The following is a 19,254-nucleotide window of genomic DNA, read 5'->3' as shown; positions in this document are numbered from 1 at the left end:
GCCCGCTTTAAAGGCGGGCAAAAATCAAAGGTATCAATATTACGCTTCTGGATGGCGGTTATCCCACCCACTCTAAAGATTAGCTAATGCTTAGATATTCACCATAAAACAGGTAAAAAAAGAGCCCGCGTTAACGGCGGGCTATCAGTAGGTAGGTACTCATGGCCTTGGCAGGCTTGCTGATCTTGCGTCAGCTGCTATGAGAATAGTGCAGAGCGGTGATTTTGCCAGATTACAGGCACAAAAAACCCGGCGCATTGGCCAGGTTATATTTCAAAAGGTTGCGTTAAACCCATTCGGGCAACTCGCGAAGTGAGTATTTGGGTTTCCCATCGCCAATCTGAGTGCAAAGAAACATCTCTTCAACTATTCCCGCCAGAACTGCCTTCCGTGCTTTGCTGGCGTTCGTGTTGATGCTGCTGAGCGTCACCATCGGTTTAACCTTCACGTCAGCATCAGGAAAGGTGCCATGCACGCGTTTGGTCAATTCAGCCAAGATCAGCGCGTTGGCGTTCGGTACACCGGCCATGTTTCTTTTGTCGTAAATCAGCTCAACAAACATAAAATCGCCCAAACAAGTTAACTGGTTATACATACAGCAATGTTTGTTTTTGTAAAATAAAACCCTTCTGCAAAACTAATTTTAATTCGTTGAAACATATAGGGATAGGAAGAGATATTTGCAAACCAAAAAACTTGATAATTAGGTTGTATTAATAATATAAAACAATAGGTTAGTGCATATTTAATTACCTAGGATTTCGGTATGGGTATCAGTGCAGGTGCAGCTTATGCCTCTTCTGACCGTACTAATGATCAAACTGCTGATAACCGTGGTGACAAAGCTGATGTCTGGACAGTTGGCGCGAAATACGACGCTAACAACGTATATCTGGCGACCATGTATGCTGAAACCCGTAATATGACCATGTACGGCGATGACGGCATTGCAAATAAAACGCAGAACTTTGAAGTCACTGCACAATATCAATTCGACTTCGGTCTGCGTCCGGAAGTTTCTTACCTGCAGTCTAAAGGTAAAGACCTGAACAACGGCAATGGCGGAAAAGACAACGACAAAGACCTGGTTAAATACGTTTCTGTTGGCGCGAACTATTACTTCAACAAAAATATGTCCACCTACGTTGATTATAAAATCAACCTGCTGGACAACGATGATAATTTCTACGAAAACAACGGCATCTCTACCGATGATGTTGTTGGCGTTGGCATGATCTACCAGTTCTAATTTCCTGACCAAAAGTCTTAGAAATAGCCTAAAGAAAACCCATCTCCGGATGGGTTTTTTTGTGCCCAAAACGTGACTTTCTGTGCGTTAACGCCGTCCCCGCCTTCAATAATGCAACAGTCTTTGTTATATTATTGACCAGCTCACGTACAGGGTTATTCCTCTGTGATACGGTGCTTAACCTAAGACTTGGTTTCTCAGGACAATGAAATGTTAGATTATCGCTTTCCGACAGCCATGCAGATGGTGTTTTGTATCGCTCAGTCCCAAAAGGCTGAACAGCGCTGCACCAGTGCGATCTTAGCTACAGGTCTGGAAGCCAACTCCAGCTTCATCCGCAAACTGATGGTGCCACTGACTCAGCATGGCATTATCGTCTCAACGCTTGGCCGTACCGGCTCGATTCATCTTGGCCGCCCGGCGGAAGACATAACGCTGCGTGATATTTACTGCGCCGTGATTGAAGATAAACGCCTGTGGGCCGCACGTCCCGATGTGCCTGCCCGCTGTGTTGTCAGCGCCAATGCCTGTACCTATTTTAAAAATATCGTGAATGAGGCTGAAGAGGCGTCATTGCAGGTGCTGGGTCGCCATACGGTAGCCGATGCGCTGGCCGAGTTTGAACGTGGCGGCAAGTACAAATGCACCAAAGACCTGGCTGCGGAATACGCAGATAAGTCGCTCTGCACGAAATAAATATCAGCCATCTGATACTCACTTAGCGACATTCAGACGTAAAAAAGCCGGGATAATTTCCCGGCTTTTTGCTTTCTGTCATTACTTATCAGACTGTCTGCGTCTCCTGCACCGCATGCTTACGCGTCACCAGCTTGCGCAGTGCCACATAAAATACCGGCGTCAGGAACAACCCGAACAGCGTCACCCCCAGCATTCCGGAGAAAACGGTGATGCCCGTGACGCCGCGCACTTCCGCACCAGCGCCGTGACCGAGGATCAGCGGAATTGTCCCGGCAATAAAGGCAATGGACGTCATGACGATAGGGCGCAGACGCAGGCGACAGGCTTCGAGCGCCGATTCCACAATCCCTTTACCCTGCATCTCCAGCTCGCGGGCAAATTCGACAATCAGGATGGCGTTTTTACATGCCAGCCCCATCAGCACCACCAGCCCGACCTGAACAAAGACGTTGTTATCACCCCCAGTCAGCCACACGCCAAACAGCGCTGAAAGCATGGTCATCGGCACAATCAGGATCACCGCCAGCGGCAACGTCCAGCTCTCATAAAGTGCAGCCAGTACCAGAAACGCCAGCAGAACCGACATCGGGAACACAATCAGCGCGGCGTTACCCTGTGTAGATTGCTGATAGCTCAGATCTGTCCATTCGATATTCATGCCATTTGGCAGGAGGTTTTTCGACATTTCTGTCAGCTCGGTCATGGCTTGTGTCGAAGACAAAATGCGCGGATCAGCATCACCAATCAAATCTGCCGCCGGATAACCGTTATAGCGGATAACCGGATCAGGGCCGTAAGTGGTGGTGATGTTCAGCATACTGCCGATCGGCACCATTTCACTTTTGTCATTTCGGGTACGCAGATTGGCGATGTCTTCCACGCTGTCGCGGAACTGGCCGTCAGCCTGCGCCATCACTTTCCAGGTGCGTCCGAACCGGTTGAAGTCATTGATGTATGACGAACCGAGATACACCTGCAAGGTACTGAACAAATCATCGAGAGAAACGCCCTGCGCCTTGGCTTTGTCACGGTCAATATGCGCATCCAGCTGCGGCACGTTGGCCTGATAAGAGGAGATAGGGAAGCCCATTCCCGGCGTTTGCATAATCGAACCGGACATCGTGTTGATTGCCGTCTGCAACGCGCCGTAGCCCAGACCTGCACGATCCTGGATGTACAACGAGTAACCGGAACCCTGACCTAATCCGAGAATTGGCGGTGGCATTATCGAGAAGGCGAAACCTTCCTGAATCTGCGAGATCTTGGCGTTGATTTCGGCGTTAATTTCCGCCGCCGTGCGGGTACGTTCGCCCAGCGGTTTCAGCGCAAAGAACACCGTGCCGGTATTTGGCGTATTGGTGAACTGCAAGGCGTTCAGCCCCGGAAATGCCACAGCATCACTGACGCCGTCGGTGCTCAGCCCCAGCGCACTGATCTTGCGGATCACGGCATCGGTGCGTGACAGCGATGCCCCTTCCGGCATTTTCACCCCGGCAATCAGGTACAACTTATCCTGCGTCGGTATAAAGCCGCCCGGCACCATTTTGAACATCAGCGCGGCGCCGCACAGCAGCAGAACGTAAACCGCAAAGACGGCACCACGTCGTCCGAGCGTTTTTGACACCGCATTCTGATAACCGTGTGAGCTGGCGTTAAAGAAGCGGTTAAACGGACGGAAAATCCAGCCGAACAGACGGTCGATCAGTCTTGATGGCATGTCCTTTGGCGCGCCGTGCGGTTTCAGCAACAGAGCTGCCAGAGCAGGGGAGAGCGTCAGGGAGTTAATCGCCGAAATCACGGTGGAGATGGCAATGGTGACCGCAAACTGTTTGTAGAACTGACCGGTGACGCCGGAAAGGAACGCCATCGGCACAAAGACCGCACACAGCACCAGCGCGATGGCAATGATTGGCCCGGACACTTCCCGCATTGCCTGATGCGCCGCCTCCCTGGGTGCCAGACCTTCCTCGATATTTCGCTCGACGTTTTCCACCACCACAATGGCGTCATCGACCACGATGCCTATCGCCAGCACCAGCCCGAAAAGACTGAGCGTGTTGAGCGAGAAACCGAGCAAATACAGAATGCTGAATGTGCCGATAACCGAAATCGGTACCGCCAGTAACGGGATGATCGACGCACGCCAGGTTTGCAGGAACAGGATCACCACCAGCACCACCAGCACGACGGCTTCCAGCAGCGTATGCACCACAGCACTGATCGAATCACGCACAAACACCGTCGGGTCATACGGCGCCCGCCAGGTCATACCTTCCGGGAAGCGGGTAGCCAGCTCGGCCATTTTGGCGCGAACGGCATCAGAAAGATCAATCGCGTTAGCGCCCGGTGACTGGAAGATACCGATACCGACCGCATCTTTATTGTTCAGCTGCGAGCGCAGGGCGTAACTGCCGGAGCCCATTTCAATACGCGCAACGTCGCGTAAACGAACGATTTCGCCGTTATCACCGCTTTTCAGGATGATATTGCCGAACTCTTCTTCGTTCTTGAGCCGCCCCTGGGCGTTGATCGACAACAGATAGTCGCTGTCTTTTGGCAGCGGTTCTGCGCCCAGCTGACCGGCAGACACCTGCACGTTTTGCTCACGCATTGCCGTGACAACGTCACTGGCTGTCAGCCCACGCGCCGCCACTTTGTTGGGATCGAGCCAGACACGCATCGCGTATTCGCCCGCACCAAAAATCTGGATCTGGCCGACCCCCGGCAAACGCGCCAGTTCGTCCTTCACCTTCAGCGTGGCGTAGTTGCTCAGGTATAACGAGTCGTACTTACCGGAAGGCGACACCAGATGCACCACCAGCGTTAAGGTCGGTGATTGCTTCTGCGTCGTCACACCCTGACGGCGTACATCTTCCGGCAGACGCGCTTCGGCCTGTGCCACACGGTTCTGCACCTGGACCTGTGCCTGATCCGGATCGGTACCCGGACGGAACGTCACGGTGGTCACCAGCACGCCGTCGGAACCGGCGACCGATTTCATGTACACCATGTTTTCAACGCCGTTGATGGCTTCTTCCAGCGGCGTCGCCACGGTTTCTGCAATCACTTTCGGGTTGGCACCCGGATATTCCGCACGAACCTGTACGCTCGGCGGGACCACGTTCGGGTATTCGCTGACCGGCAGCAGGGGAATGGCAATCGCCCCGGTGACTAAAATCAGAATCGACAAAACGGCGGCGAAAATAGGCCGGTCGATGAAAAAGCGGGAAAAGTCCATGAGTCAGAATTCTCTTTTATTTAGCGGCGGCAGGAGTGACGCTGTTGGCCGCCATGCTGACGGTTTTGGCGTTAACGGGCATACCCGGCATAAAGACTTTCTGAACGCCGTCAATAATCACGCGGTCACCCGCTTCCAGACCTTTCTGCACAATACGTAAACCACCGGAAATCCGGCCAACTTCCACATCGCGACGCTGTGCTTTACCGTCTTTATCAACCACGTAAACAAATTTACGATCCTGATCGGTCAGAACGGCTTTATCGTCCACCAGCACGGCGCTGAATTCCGCGCTGCCCGGTAACTGCACGCGGGCGAACAGGCCCGGCGTAAAGGTGCGATCCCGGTTATCCAGCAGGGCGCGCATACGGATGGTGCCGGTACCTGAGTTGAGCTGATTATCCGTAAAGTCGACCACGCCCTGATGCGGATAGCCGTCTTCACCCACCAGACCGACGTGCACCGGCAAACGGGACTGCGGGGTGTCATTGCGCTGGCCATCACGCGCCATCGCCTGATAGCGCAGGAAAGTGCCTTCATCGACATCAAAGTAGACATACACCGTGTCCAGCGACACCAGCGTGGTCAGTACGCTGGCGGTGTCGCCCGCGGTCACCAGATTGCCAGTGGTGATCATCGCGCGGCTGGCGCGGCCATCAATCGGAGAGGTCACACGGGTGAAATCCAGATTCAGCTGCGCCATGTCCAGCTGTGCCTGAGCGGCGAGCACATCAGACTGTGCCTGAGATGCTGCCGAACGACGCTGCTCGGCGATTTCAGTGGAAATGGCCTGCGTGCCAATCAGTTTTTCTGTGCGGGAGGACTCGCTGCGGGTCAGGCTGGCCTGATTGCGGGCACGCACCAGTTCAGCCTGTGCCTGCTCCTGAGCCGCGCGGTAGGTGCGGTCATCAATGGTAAACAGCACCTGACCTTTCTTCACTTCCTGGCCTTCCTGATAATTCACTTTATCGATATAGCCCGACACACGCGGGCGAAGCTGAACACTTTGCACCGCTTCCACACGTCCGTTAAACGCATCCCACTGGCTGATTTGTTTAATCAGCACATCGGCCGCACTGACCTGCGGGGCTGGCGGCGCGGCGTTTTGTGCCACGCTGTTATCACACCCGGCGAGCAGGGCGACCATGAACGCAACCCCTGAAAGGCGCAAAGTCAAAGGCGTACCGCGCAGGCGGTCGCGTGCAACAACCAACGGTTTTTGCAGGTTTTTCATTATTTTTATTTCCAGTGAGTAAGTGCTGTCAGGCAATACAACCGGTCTGTCCTCCGGGTAACGTCCTTTGCCTGATCTGACTTTTTTGGGACTTGTGCCGTTCATCAGCACAATTATGTATCAATGTCTGATACAATTGATTCGAGGGGATTGTAGGGACGCCGCTACTAAAGTGCAAGAAATACTGTTACACTTTCTGTGCTGTTTTACAGAACGTTTACTTCAGGGAGCGTGACTATCCCGTACCGACACATTAAATGCAATAGTAAAACTTGCATTTAATCGCAAAGTGCGTCAGTTTAGAAAAAGACGCCCTCGGGGGGCGGCAACAAACTGAATAAGAGACAGGAGAAAGCCCATGAGAACCGAGGATTTCATTCACGACCTGATCGACTGGATCGATCACAATCTGGAAGAGCGACTGGATATTAAGACCGTCGCTAAACGGGCAGGGTATTCGCGCTGGTATCTGCAACGCATGTTTAAAGAACATACCGGCCTGCCGATGGGTGAATTCATCCGTGAGAAAAAGCTCAAGAAATCTGCCGATATGCTGGCAAGCAGCCGTGAGCCTATCGTCAGCGTGGCGATCTCGCTGGGCTTTGATTCTCAGCAATCCTTTACCCGCAGTTTCAAACGTCAGTTTGGACAGACTCCGGGTGACTGGCGTCGCGGTCTGACCATGGCCACCGAGTGCCAGGGGTCGATGCACTAAGCGCGCCGCCCGTTACCGATTTCAGTACCGCTGGCCCGGCTCCCGCCGGGCAGTGATTTTGCGTTATCCCCTCGCTCCACCTTCGTTAACACGCCTTTGCACACTCTTCTGCTTAATTTCCAGCCTGCGCGGTTTTCCGGTCATGCGTTTGCACTGTGCATTCTTTCAGGACGTGATCAACCCAACAAAAAACGACATCAAAGTTCATCTAAATTGAAATGATGTTTCATTTTCTTGAGTTGCGCGAATTTTATCGCTAAACTTCTCCCCATCAGTTCGTAGCCGGGCATTGCCCGACTCATTCTTGTGTGACGGAAAAGCGCATTCGCCTCCGTTTTATGGAAAAAGGAAACATCATGATTCTGGATAATTTTTCACTGAAGGGAAAAGTCGCCGTGGTGACCGGGTGCGACACCGGTCTTGGCCAGGGTATGGCCATCGGTCTGGCGGAAGCCGGCTGTGACATCGTGGGGATCAACATCGTTGAGCCTGCCGAAACCATTGAAAGAATTGCGGCGACTGGCCGTCGTTTTCTCAGCCTGACCGCCGATCTCAGCGACACCAAAGTGATCCCGGCGTTGCTGGAGCGTGCCGTTGCCGAGATGGGTCATCTGGATATTCTGGTGAACAACGCCGGGATTATCCGCCGTGAAGACGCCATCGACTTCAGTGAAAAGAACTGGGACGACGTCATGAACCTGAACATCAAATCCGTGTTCTTTATGTCTCAGGCGGTAGCGAAGCAATTCATTGCGCAGGGCACCGGCGGTAAAATCATCAATATTGCGTCGATGCTTTCCTACCAGGGCGGTATCCGTGTACCTTCTTATACCGCATCGAAAAGTGCCGTGATGGGTGTTACCCGTCTGCTGGCGAACGAGTGGGCGAAACACAACATCAACGTCAACGCGATCGCACCGGGTTACATGGCGACCAACAATACCCAGCAACTGCGCGCCGATGAAGCCCGCAGCGAAGAAATTCTCAGCCGCATTCCGGCCGGGCGCTGGGGTTTACCGTCTGACGTGATGGGGCCGGTTGTCTTCCTGTCTTCCACGGCATCCGACTACATTAATGGCTACACGATTGCCGTCGATGGCGGCTGGCTGGCGCGTTAATTCCGCCAAACCTCATTCATCCATAGAAGCATTCACAGACAGCAGCGGATAAAACCGCTGCCTAAAGAGGAAATCTCATGAAAATTGCATTGATGATGGAAAACAGTCAGGCCGCGAAAAACGCGATCATTCTTAAAGAGCTGAACGCGGTTGCGTCCGAAAAAGAGTATCCGGTGTACAACGTCGGCATGTCTGACGAGCAGGATCATCACCTGACTTACATCCATCTGGGTATCATGGCCAGCATTCTGCTGAACTCAAAAGCGGTCGATTTCGTGGTCGCGGGCTGCGGCACCGGGCAGGGCGCACTGATGTCACTGAACATCCATCCGGGCGTTAACTGCGGTTACTGTATTGATCCGGCAGATGCGTTCCTGTTTGCCCAAATCAACAACGGTAACGCGCTGTCGTTGCCTTTCGCCAAAGGTTTTGGCTGGGGCGCAGAGCTGAATGTGCGTTTCATCTTCGAAAAAGCCTTCACTGGCGTGAAAGGTCAGGGCTATCCGGCGGACCGTAAAGAACCGCAGGTGCGTAACGCGGGCATTCTGAATCAGGTCAAAGCGGCGGTGGTAAAAGAAAACTACCTTGATACTCTGCGCGCTATTGATAAAGAACTGGTGAAAACCGCTGTCAGCGGCGAACGCTTCCAGAAATGCTTCTTCGAAAATGGTCAGAATAAAGAGATCGAAAACTTCGTGCGTGAAATCCTCGCATAAGTTATCCCTTTCTTTTGAGATCAAAAAAACCGGTGCTGAAATCAGCACCGGTTTTTTATTGTTCTGACGGCCAGCCGGTCAGAGGAAGTCTTGTCTCTGCGGTGTAAAGGTATCTAACAACACACCTTTCTCCAGGCATACGCAGCCGTGCATAATATAAGGTTTTTTATACAGCGTATCGCCCGCCGACACTTCCAGCGTCTCTTCGCCGATAGTGAATTTAAAACGCCCCGACAACACGTAAGTCAGTTGCTCATGCACGTGATTGTGCATCGGGCCGACAGCACCTTCTTCGAAATACACTTCAACCGCCATCATGGTGCCGTCGTGCGCCAGAACGCGACGGCTCACACCGTCGCCCAGGTCCTGCAGAGGAATATCTTTTCTAAAAATGAACATCGTTTAGTCCTTACGTAATGAACTGAGCAGGGCGTCAGGAATTTCCGCCAGATACAGGGCAGGCAATCCTTCAGAATCGGTAGTGAATAACACATGGCGATCGTCTGGTGAAAAAGAGGGGTGCGGATGCGTGACCTGACGGTCGCCATCCAGCACGCGCCATGAACTGTTGTGTGCCGCAAGCGGAGCATGCTGACGGGTTTTGGCATCAAAAATATACAACCACGGATCGTTTTCAATCGTATGGCTGGCGGTGTCTTTTACATCCACCGGCGTTCCGGAACCGTCGCCCACCAGCAGCGTGCCGTTTTCATTGCTCATCAGATGCGAACAGGCAGGCATGGTCATCAGGGAGATGTCTTCCCCGGTCTGCGGATCAAAGCGACGGATATGACGATCGTGCTGGCCTTTCAGATACGACACATACATCAGCGCCGATCCGTCCGGCACCCAAAACTCATGCGTGCAGCTTTCCCCCGGCGCATGTTCTTTCACCTTGCGTACCTGGGTGCCGTCTTCATTCACCAGCCACATCCTCGCGTCCACCAGATCGTGCGGCCCTTCGTGGCAAAACGCGACGGTACTATCATCATAAGGACGATAAATTGGGTGACCGAGCCATTCATTTTTCTCATGAATCACACGGGATTTACCGTTCAATAAATCGACACGCAACAACCGGCAGTGCGGATTGCTGTGGTAGAACTCCTGGAAGATTTTCCAGTCTGACAACGGCGTCCAGTCTTCGCGACTGATTTCAATGCCCACCAGGCTGGTGCATTCACTGTTAGCCACCCACGTTCCGTAACCGACCCATTCTTCCGGCACCTGGTACACCGTGGTTTCACTGAAATCATCCAGTTTCACCCGTTGTAAACGACGCTCATTCTTGACGTAATACAGGTATTGATCGTCCGGAGAAAGGAATCCGCCAAAGGTGTTATCCCCTTGACCTTCGGTCAGTTGCACCGCTTTCTGGCTGCTGAGATCCAGAAGATAATAGTTACGGTGCCCGTCAAATTCCCCTGCAAACAGAACCTTAGAGCCATCGCGGGTAAAACATTTCTGATAAAAATAGTTGCGATGACACAGAACATCCGGCGGCGTCAGTCGCGTGACGCGGGCACCGGTCTGTGGATCCTGAACGGTGTGAAAACTGAATTGAATCTGAGAACCTTTCGCCATGATTCACCTCGTAAGTGGCAACAAAATCAGCCGTGCTGTTGGCTTTGTTTTATTAATTGAAATGATATTTCATTAAATTGAAAACACATTACCACTTAGCGCGGTCACATGACGGCAGACGCTGTTGAAAATGTAAGGTTGATCACATTTTTCCCTTCTGTAAAAAACATTCTATAATGTCATGGTTTGGCAAATAACAATTGATACCCGAAATACATTAAGGGTACTGAACAGAATACCTCTCGCTAGAAACAGTGGAGATATTTGAAAAAGGGATGTACATGATTAGATTGAGAAAGAAACGCGTTAAACCGATGCAAATCAACGATATCACCATCATTGACGACACCAAACTCAAGAAGGCGATCACGGCGGCTGCGTTGGGAAATGCCATGGAGTGGTTTGACTTCGGGGTGTACGGTTTTGTGGCATTTGCGCTGGGCCAGGTGTTCTTCCCTGGCGCAGATCCCGGTATTCAGATGATTGCCGCGCTGGCAACGTTCTCGGTTCCGTTCCTGGTCAGGCCTCTGGGCGGTCTGTTCTTTGGTGCGCTGGGTGATAAGTTCGGTCGTCAAAAAGTCTTGTCCGTCACGATCATTATCATGTCGGTCAGTACCTTCTGTATCGGGTTGATCCCCGGTTACGCCACCATCGGTATCTGGGCTCCGATCCTTCTGTTGCTGGCAAAACTGGCGCAGGGCTTCTCCGTGGGCGGTGAATATACCGGTGCCGCGATTTTTGTCGCCGAATACTCGCCGGACAGAAAACGTGGCTTCCTGGGCAGCTGGCTGGACTTCGGCTCGATCGCCGGTTTCATCCTGGGTGCGGGCGTCGTCGTATTGATCTCCAGCATTGTGGGTGAAGCAAACTTCCTCGAGTGGGGCTGGCGTATCCCGTTCTTCATCGCTGCACCGCTGGGCCTGATCGGTATCTACCTGCGTCATGCGCTGGAAGAAACCCCGACCTTCCAGCAGCACGTGGATAAAATCGACAGCGATTCACGTAAAGACATTGCAGAGCCGCCGAGAGTTTCTTTCCGCGAGATCCTGACCAAACAGTGGAAACCGTTAATCGTCTGCGTCGGTATGGTTATCGCCACTAACGTCACTTACTACATGCTGCTGACGTACATGCCGAGCTACCTGTCGCACAGCCTGCACTATTCAGAAGACCACGGTGTGCTGATCATTATTGCCATCATGGTCGGTATGCTGTTTGTCCAGCCGTTCATGGGCATGCTGAGTGACCGTTTTGGCCGTAAGCCGTTTATTCTGATCGGCAGCGTGGGCCTGTTTATTCTGTCCATCCCGTGCTTCATCCTGATTAACAGCGGCGTGATTGGCCTGATCTTCTTAGGTCTGCTGATCCTTGCGGTGTTGCTCAACTGCTTCATCGGCGTGATGGCATCGACATTACCGGCCATGTTCCCGACGCACATCCGTTACAGTGCGCTGGCGATTGCCTTTAACGTGTCAGTGCTGATAGCCGGTCTGACGCCGACCATCGTCGCCTGGCTGGTAGAATCCACCAATAACCTGTACATGCCAGCGTATTATCTGATGGTGGTGGCAGTGATTGGTCTGATAACCGGTATCTTCATGAAAGAAACCGCAAACCGTCCGCTAAAAGGCGCTACGCCAGCGGCCTCTGACCGTGCAGAAGCGAAAGAAATTCTGCAAGAGCACCATGACAATATCGAACACAAGATCGAAGATATCGATGCGCAGATTGCTGAACTTCAGGCGAAAAGAAAGAACCTGATCGATCAGCATCCTGAAATCAACTGATCCCGATCTGATGCCGTTCCGGGCCGGTCAGCATTGCTGACCGGCTTTTTTTTTCCTTCCGCCGCATTTTTCCCAATCCTGCTCCATACTTCATTTCCCGGTCATCTGAATGGAAATCATGAATGCAGAATCCTACGTTGTTTCAGTTCTTTCACTGGTATTACCCGGACGGTGGCAAACTGTGGCCGGAAGTGGCAGAAAAGGCCGCATGGCTGGCCGAAATCGGCATTACCGCAGCCTGGTTACCGCCTGCCTATAAAGGAGATTCCGGTGGATATTCGGTCGGGTACGACACCTATGATCTGTTCGATCTCGGTGAGTTCGACCAGAAGGGCACGCGTGGCACCAAATACGGCGATAAAGAAGCGCTGATGGCGGCCATTGCAGCGCTGAAAGCGCATCAGCTGGGCGTCATCCTCGACGTGGTGCTCAACCACAAAATGGGGGCTGACGAGAAAGAGCGTGTACAGGTTAACCGTGTGAATATTGATAACCGTGAAGATATCAGCGATGACATCATCGAAGCGGATGCCTGGACGCGTTTCACGTTCCCCGCACGGCAGGGGCAGTACTCGAAATTCATCTGGGATTTCCACTGTTTCAGCGGTGTCGACCACATCGAAAACCCGGATGAAAACGGTATCTTCAAAATCGTCAACGATTATACCGCCGGTGGCTGGAACGATCAGGTCGATGATGAATTCGGCAATTACGATTATCTGATGGGTGCCAACGTTGATTTTCGTAACAATGCGGTCAACGAAGAGCTGAAGTTCTGGGCGCGCTGGCTGATGGATCAAACCCAATGTACCGGCTTTCGTCTGGATGCCGTAAAACACATTCCGGCGTGGTTTTATAAAGACTGGATTGATCATATTCAGGCTGAAGCCGATCAACCTATGTATATCGTGGCGGAATACTGGTCGCATGATGTGCCGACGCTGCAAAATTACATCGATCAGGTCGACGGCAAAACCATGCTGTTCGATGCGCCGTTGCAGCTGAATTTCCACCATGCGTCAAAACAGGGTGCGGATTTCAACTTCACGCAGATTTTCGATAACACGCTGGTGGCCGCTGACCCGGCACACGCCGTAACGCTGGTGGCTAACCACGACACCCAGCCGTTGCAGTCGCTGGAAGCGCCGATCGAGCCCTGGTTCAAACCGCTGGCCTACGCCCTCATCCTGCTGCGTGAGCAGGGCGTGCCGATTGTGTTCTATCCGGATTTGTTAGGCGCGACCTACGAAGATGAGGGGGATGACGGCAACAATTACACCATCGACATGCCTGCGATCCCAGGGCTCGAGACATTAATCAAAGCCCGGCAAACCCATGCATGGGGTGTGCAGACGGACTATTTCGATCATCCGAACTGTATTGCGTTTTCACGCAGTGGCACCGAAGAACATCCGGGCTGCGTGGTGGTGATGTCCAACAGTGAAGCGGGGGAGAAAACCATCGACATGGGAGAAAATCTCGCGCACCGAAAATGGCGTGATTTACTGGAACATCGCGACGACATTATTGAAACCGACGAGCACGGCACGGCGCAATTCTACTGCGAAGCGGGCAGTGTGAGCGTGTGGATACTGGCAGAGTGACAACCTGGCGGGCAGCGCGCGCTGCCCGCATTCTTAACGAAACCCCACGGCAATCAGCAGCGAATAGACAAACAGCAGCATGATAAAGGCCACGACACTGACGCTCCCGCGGCTTTTCCTCACCACTTCCCACGGTAATATCATCAGTAACGTCATCGCATTTAACGGCACGCCGTACCACTTCCAGGTTTTGGGTGCCATCATCCAGAGAACACAAAAACTGCTGGCGCTGAGGACGCCGTAATGGGTGACTGCCATGACCAGGTTTCCTGCATCCGGAGCAAATACCCTGAAGAAGCCGAGCATTATTTTTACGATGATCGCGATTGAGAGCAGCGACAGCAGACATTGGGCCACACACAGCCCGCGTGCCCGGTAGCGTAATTTTCGCTCCAGATAAGGGTAACCGTGAAGATATAAGCCAATGATCGCGATGAGCAACAGGCGTGAGCGCCACGGCTGAGGATGCTCACGCGTCGCCAGCATGATCAGCAAAAGCCAGAAACCGTTCAGGAACACCGCTCCCCAGCGCAGCATCAGCCGGGTTTCAGCCAGGGTATTGAGCAAAACCGAATTCAGGCGCGGTAACAACGCCGGATAATGCATCCTGATTTCCCTGAGTTTTTGACTCAGAGACGACATAAAATCAGGCACCAGTTTTGCCCACCAGGGGACGGTGGCACCTTCCACCGTCAGTAACCTCAGGCGCAGCCGGTTCAACGCAGACCCCTGATATTCACGCATCATCACCGACCAGTAATGATTCGCAGCGGTCATTTCAATCTGTGCCTGAAGCGCCTGCAGCCGTCGGGCGGAAATACCCGCAGGCTGATAATTGTCGATCTCCCAGCCCATGATGGCGGAAACCTGGCTCAGTAACGTCGAATACAATCCTTCGCGCTCACTGAGTTGCCCGGCAATTTCCTGACTGAACATTTCCCGCAGTTCGAGATTTTGCAGTAAATCACTCTGCAAATAACTTTCCAGCCGGCTCAGGCCCGCGATTTCGTCATCCATCATCGCATCAATGATCTGAGGGATTTGCTCAAGCACCTGGCTGCGCAACAGGTAGACATTGTCGGGTTCTGGCGGCAATTCATCGACCATTTCGTACGGGATGAATCTGTCCGTCAGGGGAGCGGGAAGGTTATCGTCAGGACGCGCGCTTTTCGTGACAACGTCACTAAAGACCTCCTCATTTCCCTGATTCTTCGCGGCATCGAAGGCTTCACGCAGGCGCTGATAGCCCTGCGGATCCTGATCCGGTCGAGTATTTTTCAGCTGGCGGGCATAAGCCCGTTTAATCTCACTGAGATCCTGAGTCGGCTCAATGCCTAATACCGACCATATTCCCTGGCTGCTCATCGAATCACCCACGTCGCTAATCCTGAATAGAAAAAGAGCATCAGTCGTCACTCCACAGCATGCCCGAATCCGCCTGATAACGGCGCCCGGTGGTCTTTTCAATCTGCTGGTACAGCGCCTGAAGCTGATAAATTGAAATCCCGACCGGCTGATAATGGTCGATTTCCCATTCCATCATCGCCGCCACCTGCTCAAGCACAGACGGCGTCAGTCCTTCACGTTCCGCCAAATCCCAGGCCAGTTGCTGACTGAACATTTCGCGCATCTGAAGGTTTTGCAGCAAATCGTCCGACAGGCAGGCAAACAGCTGCACCAGACCGGCTTGTTCATTTGACAGCAGCAGGGTAACGGCGTCGCACACCAGGGCGTGCACCTGCATCTGGCGGATCAGGGATTCATCGGTAAGTGCCATCAGAGGCAACGGGCAGGTGACAATGTCACTTTCTGCCCAAAAGTATTCGCCACGTCTGGCGGATTCAAACGCCTCGCGCAACTGCTGATAAGCGTCGGGATCCTGATCTGGCCGCGTTTTTTTCAGCTGAAGGGCATACGCCCGTTTGATCACCGTGATGTCCTGGGTGGGTTCTATGCCAAGAACGGACCAGATCTCCACCGGGTTATTCCCAGTTCCGGCGTAAATGCACCAGCAGCGCTTCAAACTCCTTGCGGGCTTCGGCAATCCGCCGCGCATCCTGCGAATCAAGAACATGCTCAAAATGATAAAGCTGACTGGCAATGAACTGGCGCTGCTCACCGAGACTCTGCTCATAATATGCGTTGGCTTCGGCCACCAGCTGGCGATTGACCAGTTGCTCACGCGGATGCTGTTTGATGCTTTCCAGCTTCAACAAACTTTCGGTAATTTGTGCCGGCGTCAGGCTGCCCGGCGCCTTTTCAATCACCAGCTTTTCCAGTTTACCGGTGCCGGAGATCAGGCATTCCACTTCAAGAATGCCGTCGAGCGTATAAGTGAAGCGCACGTCAGCGGTCATTTCACCCGCCGGACGCGCAGGCACATCCACCTGCAGCGAACCGAGCAAAATATTGTCCGTTACCCGGCGCGCTTCGCCCTGATAAATCGACACATCCAGCTGTTTTTGCTGATCGGAAATCGTCGTGATGGTTTCCACCCGGCTGACCGGCACAAAGCTATTTCGTTCGATCAGCGGCAGGAAATGGCCGCCTTCGTAGCCGTCGCCTTTAGGGCGCGAAATGCCGATGCCGAGCGTAAAGGGCATGACATCGGTCAGCACGATGTCATCGAGCGCCTGATCCTGCATCGCAAGCCCGGCCTGAATACCGGCACCCAGCGCCACGGCTTCGTCCGGTTGCAGTTCACTGCGCGGGAAGCGCCCGAACAGACGCGCCACCGCCTGACGAACCAGCGGCATACGGGTTGCGCCGCCCACCAGCACCACGTGGTCCACTTCATCGGCGGAGAATTTGGCATCGCGCAGCGCCTGAATCACCGGTTTTTTCATGCGCTCCAGCGTGCTTTCACAGCATTGCGCCAATATATCGGGGGTCAGCGTCCAGTTCAGCGCGAGATCTTTCCACTGGTATCTCAGCGTCGCGCTGTCTTCGGTGGTCAGTTGGCACTTAGCCTTTTCTGCCAGCGTAATCAGTTGACCGAAGAGCGCGGTGTCCTCTTTATCAAGCTGCGGATATTGCGCCAGCATCCAGCCGACCAGGCTGCGGGTGAAATCATCGCCACCGAGGAATACATCACCGCTGCTGGCGCGCACTTCAATGACACCTTCGAACATATCGATGATCGAAACATCAAAAGTGCCGCCGCCCAGATCGAACACCAGGAATTTCTGTTCCTGCTGATTCACCAGCCCGTATGCCAGTGACGCCGCCGTCGGTTCGTTCAGCAGGCGTTCGACATGTAACCCCGCCAGTTCACCGGCCGCTTTCACCGCTTTACGCTGAATATCGTTGAAATAAGCGGGAACGGTGATAATCGCCCGGGTGATCTCGCACCCGCAATGCTGCTCCACATCGGCTTTCAGGCTGCGCAGCAGCAGGGCGGAGAGCTCTTCCGCACGAAAATATTGCTTACCGAGACGGAACTGATGATCGGTCCCCATGAAGCGCTTAAAACTTGAAAGGGTGAGATGAGGATGCGTGAACAATCGTGCATGCGCGGGGGCGCCGACCAATATGTGGCCGTCATCGTCCAGCCCGACCACCGAAGGGGTCAGATTTTTTCCATAAACGTTAGGGATCAGAACGGAACCACCGTCCTGCCAGAGAGCCACCGCGCAGTTTGACGTGCCTAAATCAATCCCAATCAACATCCGTATGACCCCAGAGGCGTAAGCTGAATACAACTGAAAGAAGTTTCATCGGCCAAATTTACAGAAAGTTGAGATAATTTTGTAGATTGCGCGATGAAATCTTGACGAAAAACTGACGTTTAGCCTCAATACAGAACCTCAGCAGCGACTTTTTTCAAATAACCACTAGACGACTGGTCTAATTCAATATAGATTGAGCCCATGAACACGACAAAAGCATCTGACACAGGCAAGACCGATCACCGCAAGCACATTCTCGATGTGGGGCAGTCACTCATGGCGAAGAAAGGCTTCTCGGCCGTCGGCCTGAATGAAATTCTGACCACGGCATCCGTTCCGAAGGGGTCTTTTTACCATTACTTCAGTTCGAAAGATGCGTTTGGTGAAGAACTGCTGAAAAGCTATTTTCAGGATTACCACGCTGAAATGGATGCCACATTTTCACAGCCCGGCCTGGCCATGGCGCAGCGGTTGATGAATTACTGGCAGCAGTGGCAGGAGAGTCAGTCTTTTTACGATTGTCAGGGAAAATGCCTCGCCGTAAAACTGGGCGCAGAAGTGGCGGATCTCTCTGAATCGATGCGTCAGGCGCTTGATGCAGGCACCTCCGGCATTATCAGCCGCATCGCGAAAGTGATTGAAACCGGCGTTGAAGAAGGGTCGATGAGCGTCACTGATAAACCGCTGATGGCCGCACAAGGGCTGTATCAGCTGTGGCTGGGCTCGAGCGTGATGGTGAAAATTGTGCGCAATACGCAACCTTTTGACGCTGCCATGGCAATGACACAACAGATTATCCATCCACCTCGCTAAACGGATGGTCAGAAAAAACACCTCGCGCTGAGGTGTTTTTTTGAAAGCAATTACAAGACGACTGGTCTACTATTACTGGTCTACTATTAAAGACAACCTGCAACATCACAAACGGGATACACAACATGAAAATTCTGATGGTTCTGACGTCACACGACACACTGGGTAACACTGGCCGCAAAACCGGTTTCTGGCTGGAAGAGCTGGCAGCGCCTTACTACGCGTTCAAAGATGCAGGCGCAGACATTGTGCTGGCCTCACCGGCTGGCGGCCAGCCACCGCTGGATCCGAAAAGCAATGAGCCGGATTTCCAGACAGAACAAACCCACCGCTTTGAAGCCGATGCGCAGGCCAACGCCCAGCTGGCAGAGACAGTGCGTCTGGACAGCGTTTCGCAGGCTGATTTCGACGCCGTATTCTACCCTGGCGGCCACGGTCCATTGTGGGATCTGGCGGAAGATAAACACTCCATTGAACTGATCGAATCGTTCATCGCTGCCAGTAAACCTGTTGCGCTGGTGTGCCACGCGCCGGGCGTGCTGCGTCACGTGAAAGATGAGCAGGGCAATCCGCTGGTTCAGGGCAAAAAAGTCACCGGTTTTACCAATACCGAAGAAGAAGCGGTTGGCCTGACCGACGTGGTGCCTTTCCTGGTGGAAGATGAGCTGAAAAAACTGGGGGGTGTCTATTCCAAAGGCGCTGACTGGGGTTCTTACGTGGTACGTGAAGGCCTGCTGATCACCGGACAAAACCCGGGTTCTTCCGCGGAAGCCGCGGTACTGCTGGTTGATCAACTGAACAAATAATCCGCTGCAACAAACATGGCCGC

Annotated in this window: 16 protein-coding genes and 1 pseudogene; 9 read left to right on the top strand and 8 right to left on the bottom strand. The window is 53.1% G+C overall.

The annotated features are described in order from the left end of the window. Positions 1–286: 286 nt before the first annotated feature. Positions 287–562 (bottom strand): DinI-like family protein, encoded by a 276-nt coding sequence (locus J1779_RS10965; RefSeq protein WP_217203763.1) that lies wholly within the window; start codon positions 560–562, stop codon positions 287–289. A 195-nt stretch (positions 563–757) separates the two neighbouring features. Between J1779_RS10965 and J1779_RS10960 the strand changes: the two are divergent. After that, a pseudogene (locus J1779_RS10960) lies at positions 758–1,249 on the top strand (porin); the annotation flags it as partial. Between the two features lie 210 nt (positions 1,250–1,459). Further along, the gene (locus tag J1779_RS10955; RefSeq protein ID WP_056773831.1) at positions 1,460–1,945 is read left to right on the top strand and encodes an RrF2 family transcriptional regulator; all 486 of its coding nucleotides are present in this window, start codon (positions 1,460–1,462) and stop codon (positions 1,943–1,945) included. An 88-nt stretch (positions 1,946–2,033) separates the two neighbouring features. Here J1779_RS10955 and oqxB read toward each other — a convergent pair whose 3' ends face one another. Continuing rightward, entirely contained in the window at positions 2,034–5,186 is a 3,153-nt protein-coding gene (oqxB, locus tag J1779_RS10950; protein ID WP_217203762.1) for a multidrug efflux RND transporter permease subunit OqxB, read from the bottom strand. A gap of 16 nt (positions 5,187–5,202) precedes the next feature. Then, a complete protein-coding gene (locus J1779_RS10945; protein ID WP_238485139.1) occupies positions 5,203–6,333 on the bottom strand; it encodes an efflux RND transporter periplasmic adaptor subunit in 1,131 nt (376 codons plus the stop codon). A 445-nt stretch (positions 6,334–6,778) separates the two neighbouring features. Here J1779_RS10945 and J1779_RS10940 point away from each other — a divergent pair, with 445 nt between their 5' ends. From J1779_RS10940 to J1779_RS10930, 3 genes are all read left to right on the top strand, one after another. Further along, positions 6,779–7,135 (top strand): helix-turn-helix domain-containing protein, encoded by a 357-nt coding sequence (locus J1779_RS10940; RefSeq protein WP_056773842.1) that lies wholly within the window; start codon positions 6,779–6,781, stop codon positions 7,133–7,135. Positions 7,136–7,491: 356 nt separating this feature from the next. Continuing rightward, entirely contained in the window at positions 7,492–8,253 is a 762-nt protein-coding gene (gene kduD, locus J1779_RS10935; protein WP_056774019.1) for a 2-dehydro-3-deoxy-D-gluconate 5-dehydrogenase KduD, read from the top strand. A 77-nt stretch (positions 8,254–8,330) separates the two neighbouring features. Next, positions 8,331–8,969 carry an RpiB/LacA/LacB family sugar-phosphate isomerase gene (locus tag J1779_RS10930; protein ID WP_056773844.1) on the top strand — a complete coding sequence of 213 codons (639 nt, stop codon included), beginning with the start codon at positions 8,331–8,333 and terminating at the stop codon, positions 8,967–8,969. A 78-nt stretch (positions 8,970–9,047) separates the two neighbouring features. Here J1779_RS10930 and J1779_RS10925 read toward each other — a convergent pair whose 3' ends face one another. Both J1779_RS10925 and J1779_RS10920 read right to left on the bottom strand, forming a co-directional pair. After that, positions 9,048–9,368 (bottom strand): cupin domain-containing protein, encoded by a 321-nt coding sequence (locus tag J1779_RS10925; RefSeq protein ID WP_056773847.1) that lies wholly within the window; start codon positions 9,366–9,368, stop codon positions 9,048–9,050. A 3-nt stretch (positions 9,369–9,371) separates the two neighbouring features. Further along, the gene (locus tag J1779_RS10920; protein ID WP_122096693.1) at positions 9,372–10,553 is read right to left on the bottom strand and encodes an oligogalacturonate lyase family protein; all 1,182 of its coding nucleotides are present in this window, start codon (positions 10,551–10,553) and stop codon (positions 9,372–9,374) included. A 284-nt stretch (positions 10,554–10,837) separates the two neighbouring features. Between J1779_RS10920 and proP the strand changes: the two genes are divergently transcribed. Beyond that, a complete protein-coding gene (proP, locus tag J1779_RS10915) occupies positions 10,838–12,340 on the top strand; it encodes a glycine betaine/L-proline transporter ProP (protein ID WP_056774022.1) in 1,503 nt (500 codons plus the stop codon). Between the two features lie 122 nt (positions 12,341–12,462). After that, positions 12,463–13,944 (top strand): alpha-amylase, encoded by a 1,482-nt coding sequence (gene amyA, locus J1779_RS10910; protein WP_183849054.1) that lies wholly within the window; start codon positions 12,463–12,465, stop codon positions 13,942–13,944. Positions 13,945–13,977: 33 nt separating this feature from the next. Here amyA and J1779_RS10905 read toward each other — a convergent pair whose 3' ends face one another. From J1779_RS10905 to J1779_RS10895, 3 genes are read right to left on the bottom strand one after another with little or no spacing between them, the layout of a single operon-like run. After that, entirely contained in the window at positions 13,978–15,321 is a 1,344-nt protein-coding gene (locus J1779_RS10905; protein ID WP_338019858.1) for a J domain-containing protein, read from the bottom strand. Positions 15,322–15,349: 28 nt separating this feature from the next. Continuing rightward, the gene (locus J1779_RS10900) at positions 15,350–15,922 is read right to left on the bottom strand and encodes a molecular chaperone DnaJ (protein WP_183849056.1); all 573 of its coding nucleotides are present in this window, start codon (positions 15,920–15,922) and stop codon (positions 15,350–15,352) included. 4 nt (positions 15,923–15,926) lie between these two features. Beyond that, positions 15,927–17,612 (bottom strand): Hsp70 family protein, encoded by a 1,686-nt coding sequence (locus tag J1779_RS10895; RefSeq protein ID WP_217203761.1) that lies wholly within the window; start codon positions 17,610–17,612, stop codon positions 15,927–15,929. A 201-nt stretch (positions 17,613–17,813) separates the two neighbouring features. Here J1779_RS10895 and J1779_RS10890 point away from each other — a divergent pair, with 201 nt between their 5' ends. Together J1779_RS10890 and J1779_RS10885 are read left to right on the top strand one after the other, a co-directional pair. Then, positions 17,814–18,425 carry a TetR/AcrR family transcriptional regulator gene (locus J1779_RS10890; RefSeq protein ID WP_217203760.1) on the top strand — a complete coding sequence of 204 codons (612 nt, stop codon included), beginning with the start codon at positions 17,814–17,816 and terminating at the stop codon, positions 18,423–18,425. A gap of 125 nt (positions 18,426–18,550) precedes the next feature. Further along, positions 18,551–19,231 (top strand): type 1 glutamine amidotransferase domain-containing protein, encoded by a 681-nt coding sequence (locus tag J1779_RS10885; protein WP_217203759.1) that lies wholly within the window; start codon positions 18,551–18,553, stop codon positions 19,229–19,231. The last annotated feature ends 23 nt before the right edge of the window (positions 19,232–19,254 follow it).

Source organism: Rahnella rivi (assembly GCF_019049655.1).
GTDB lineage: Bacteria > Pseudomonadota > Gammaproteobacteria > Enterobacterales > Enterobacteriaceae > Rahnella > Rahnella rivi.
Note: the sequence above shows the minus strand (reverse complement) of the source record. Positions and strands in the feature narration are given on the sequence as shown.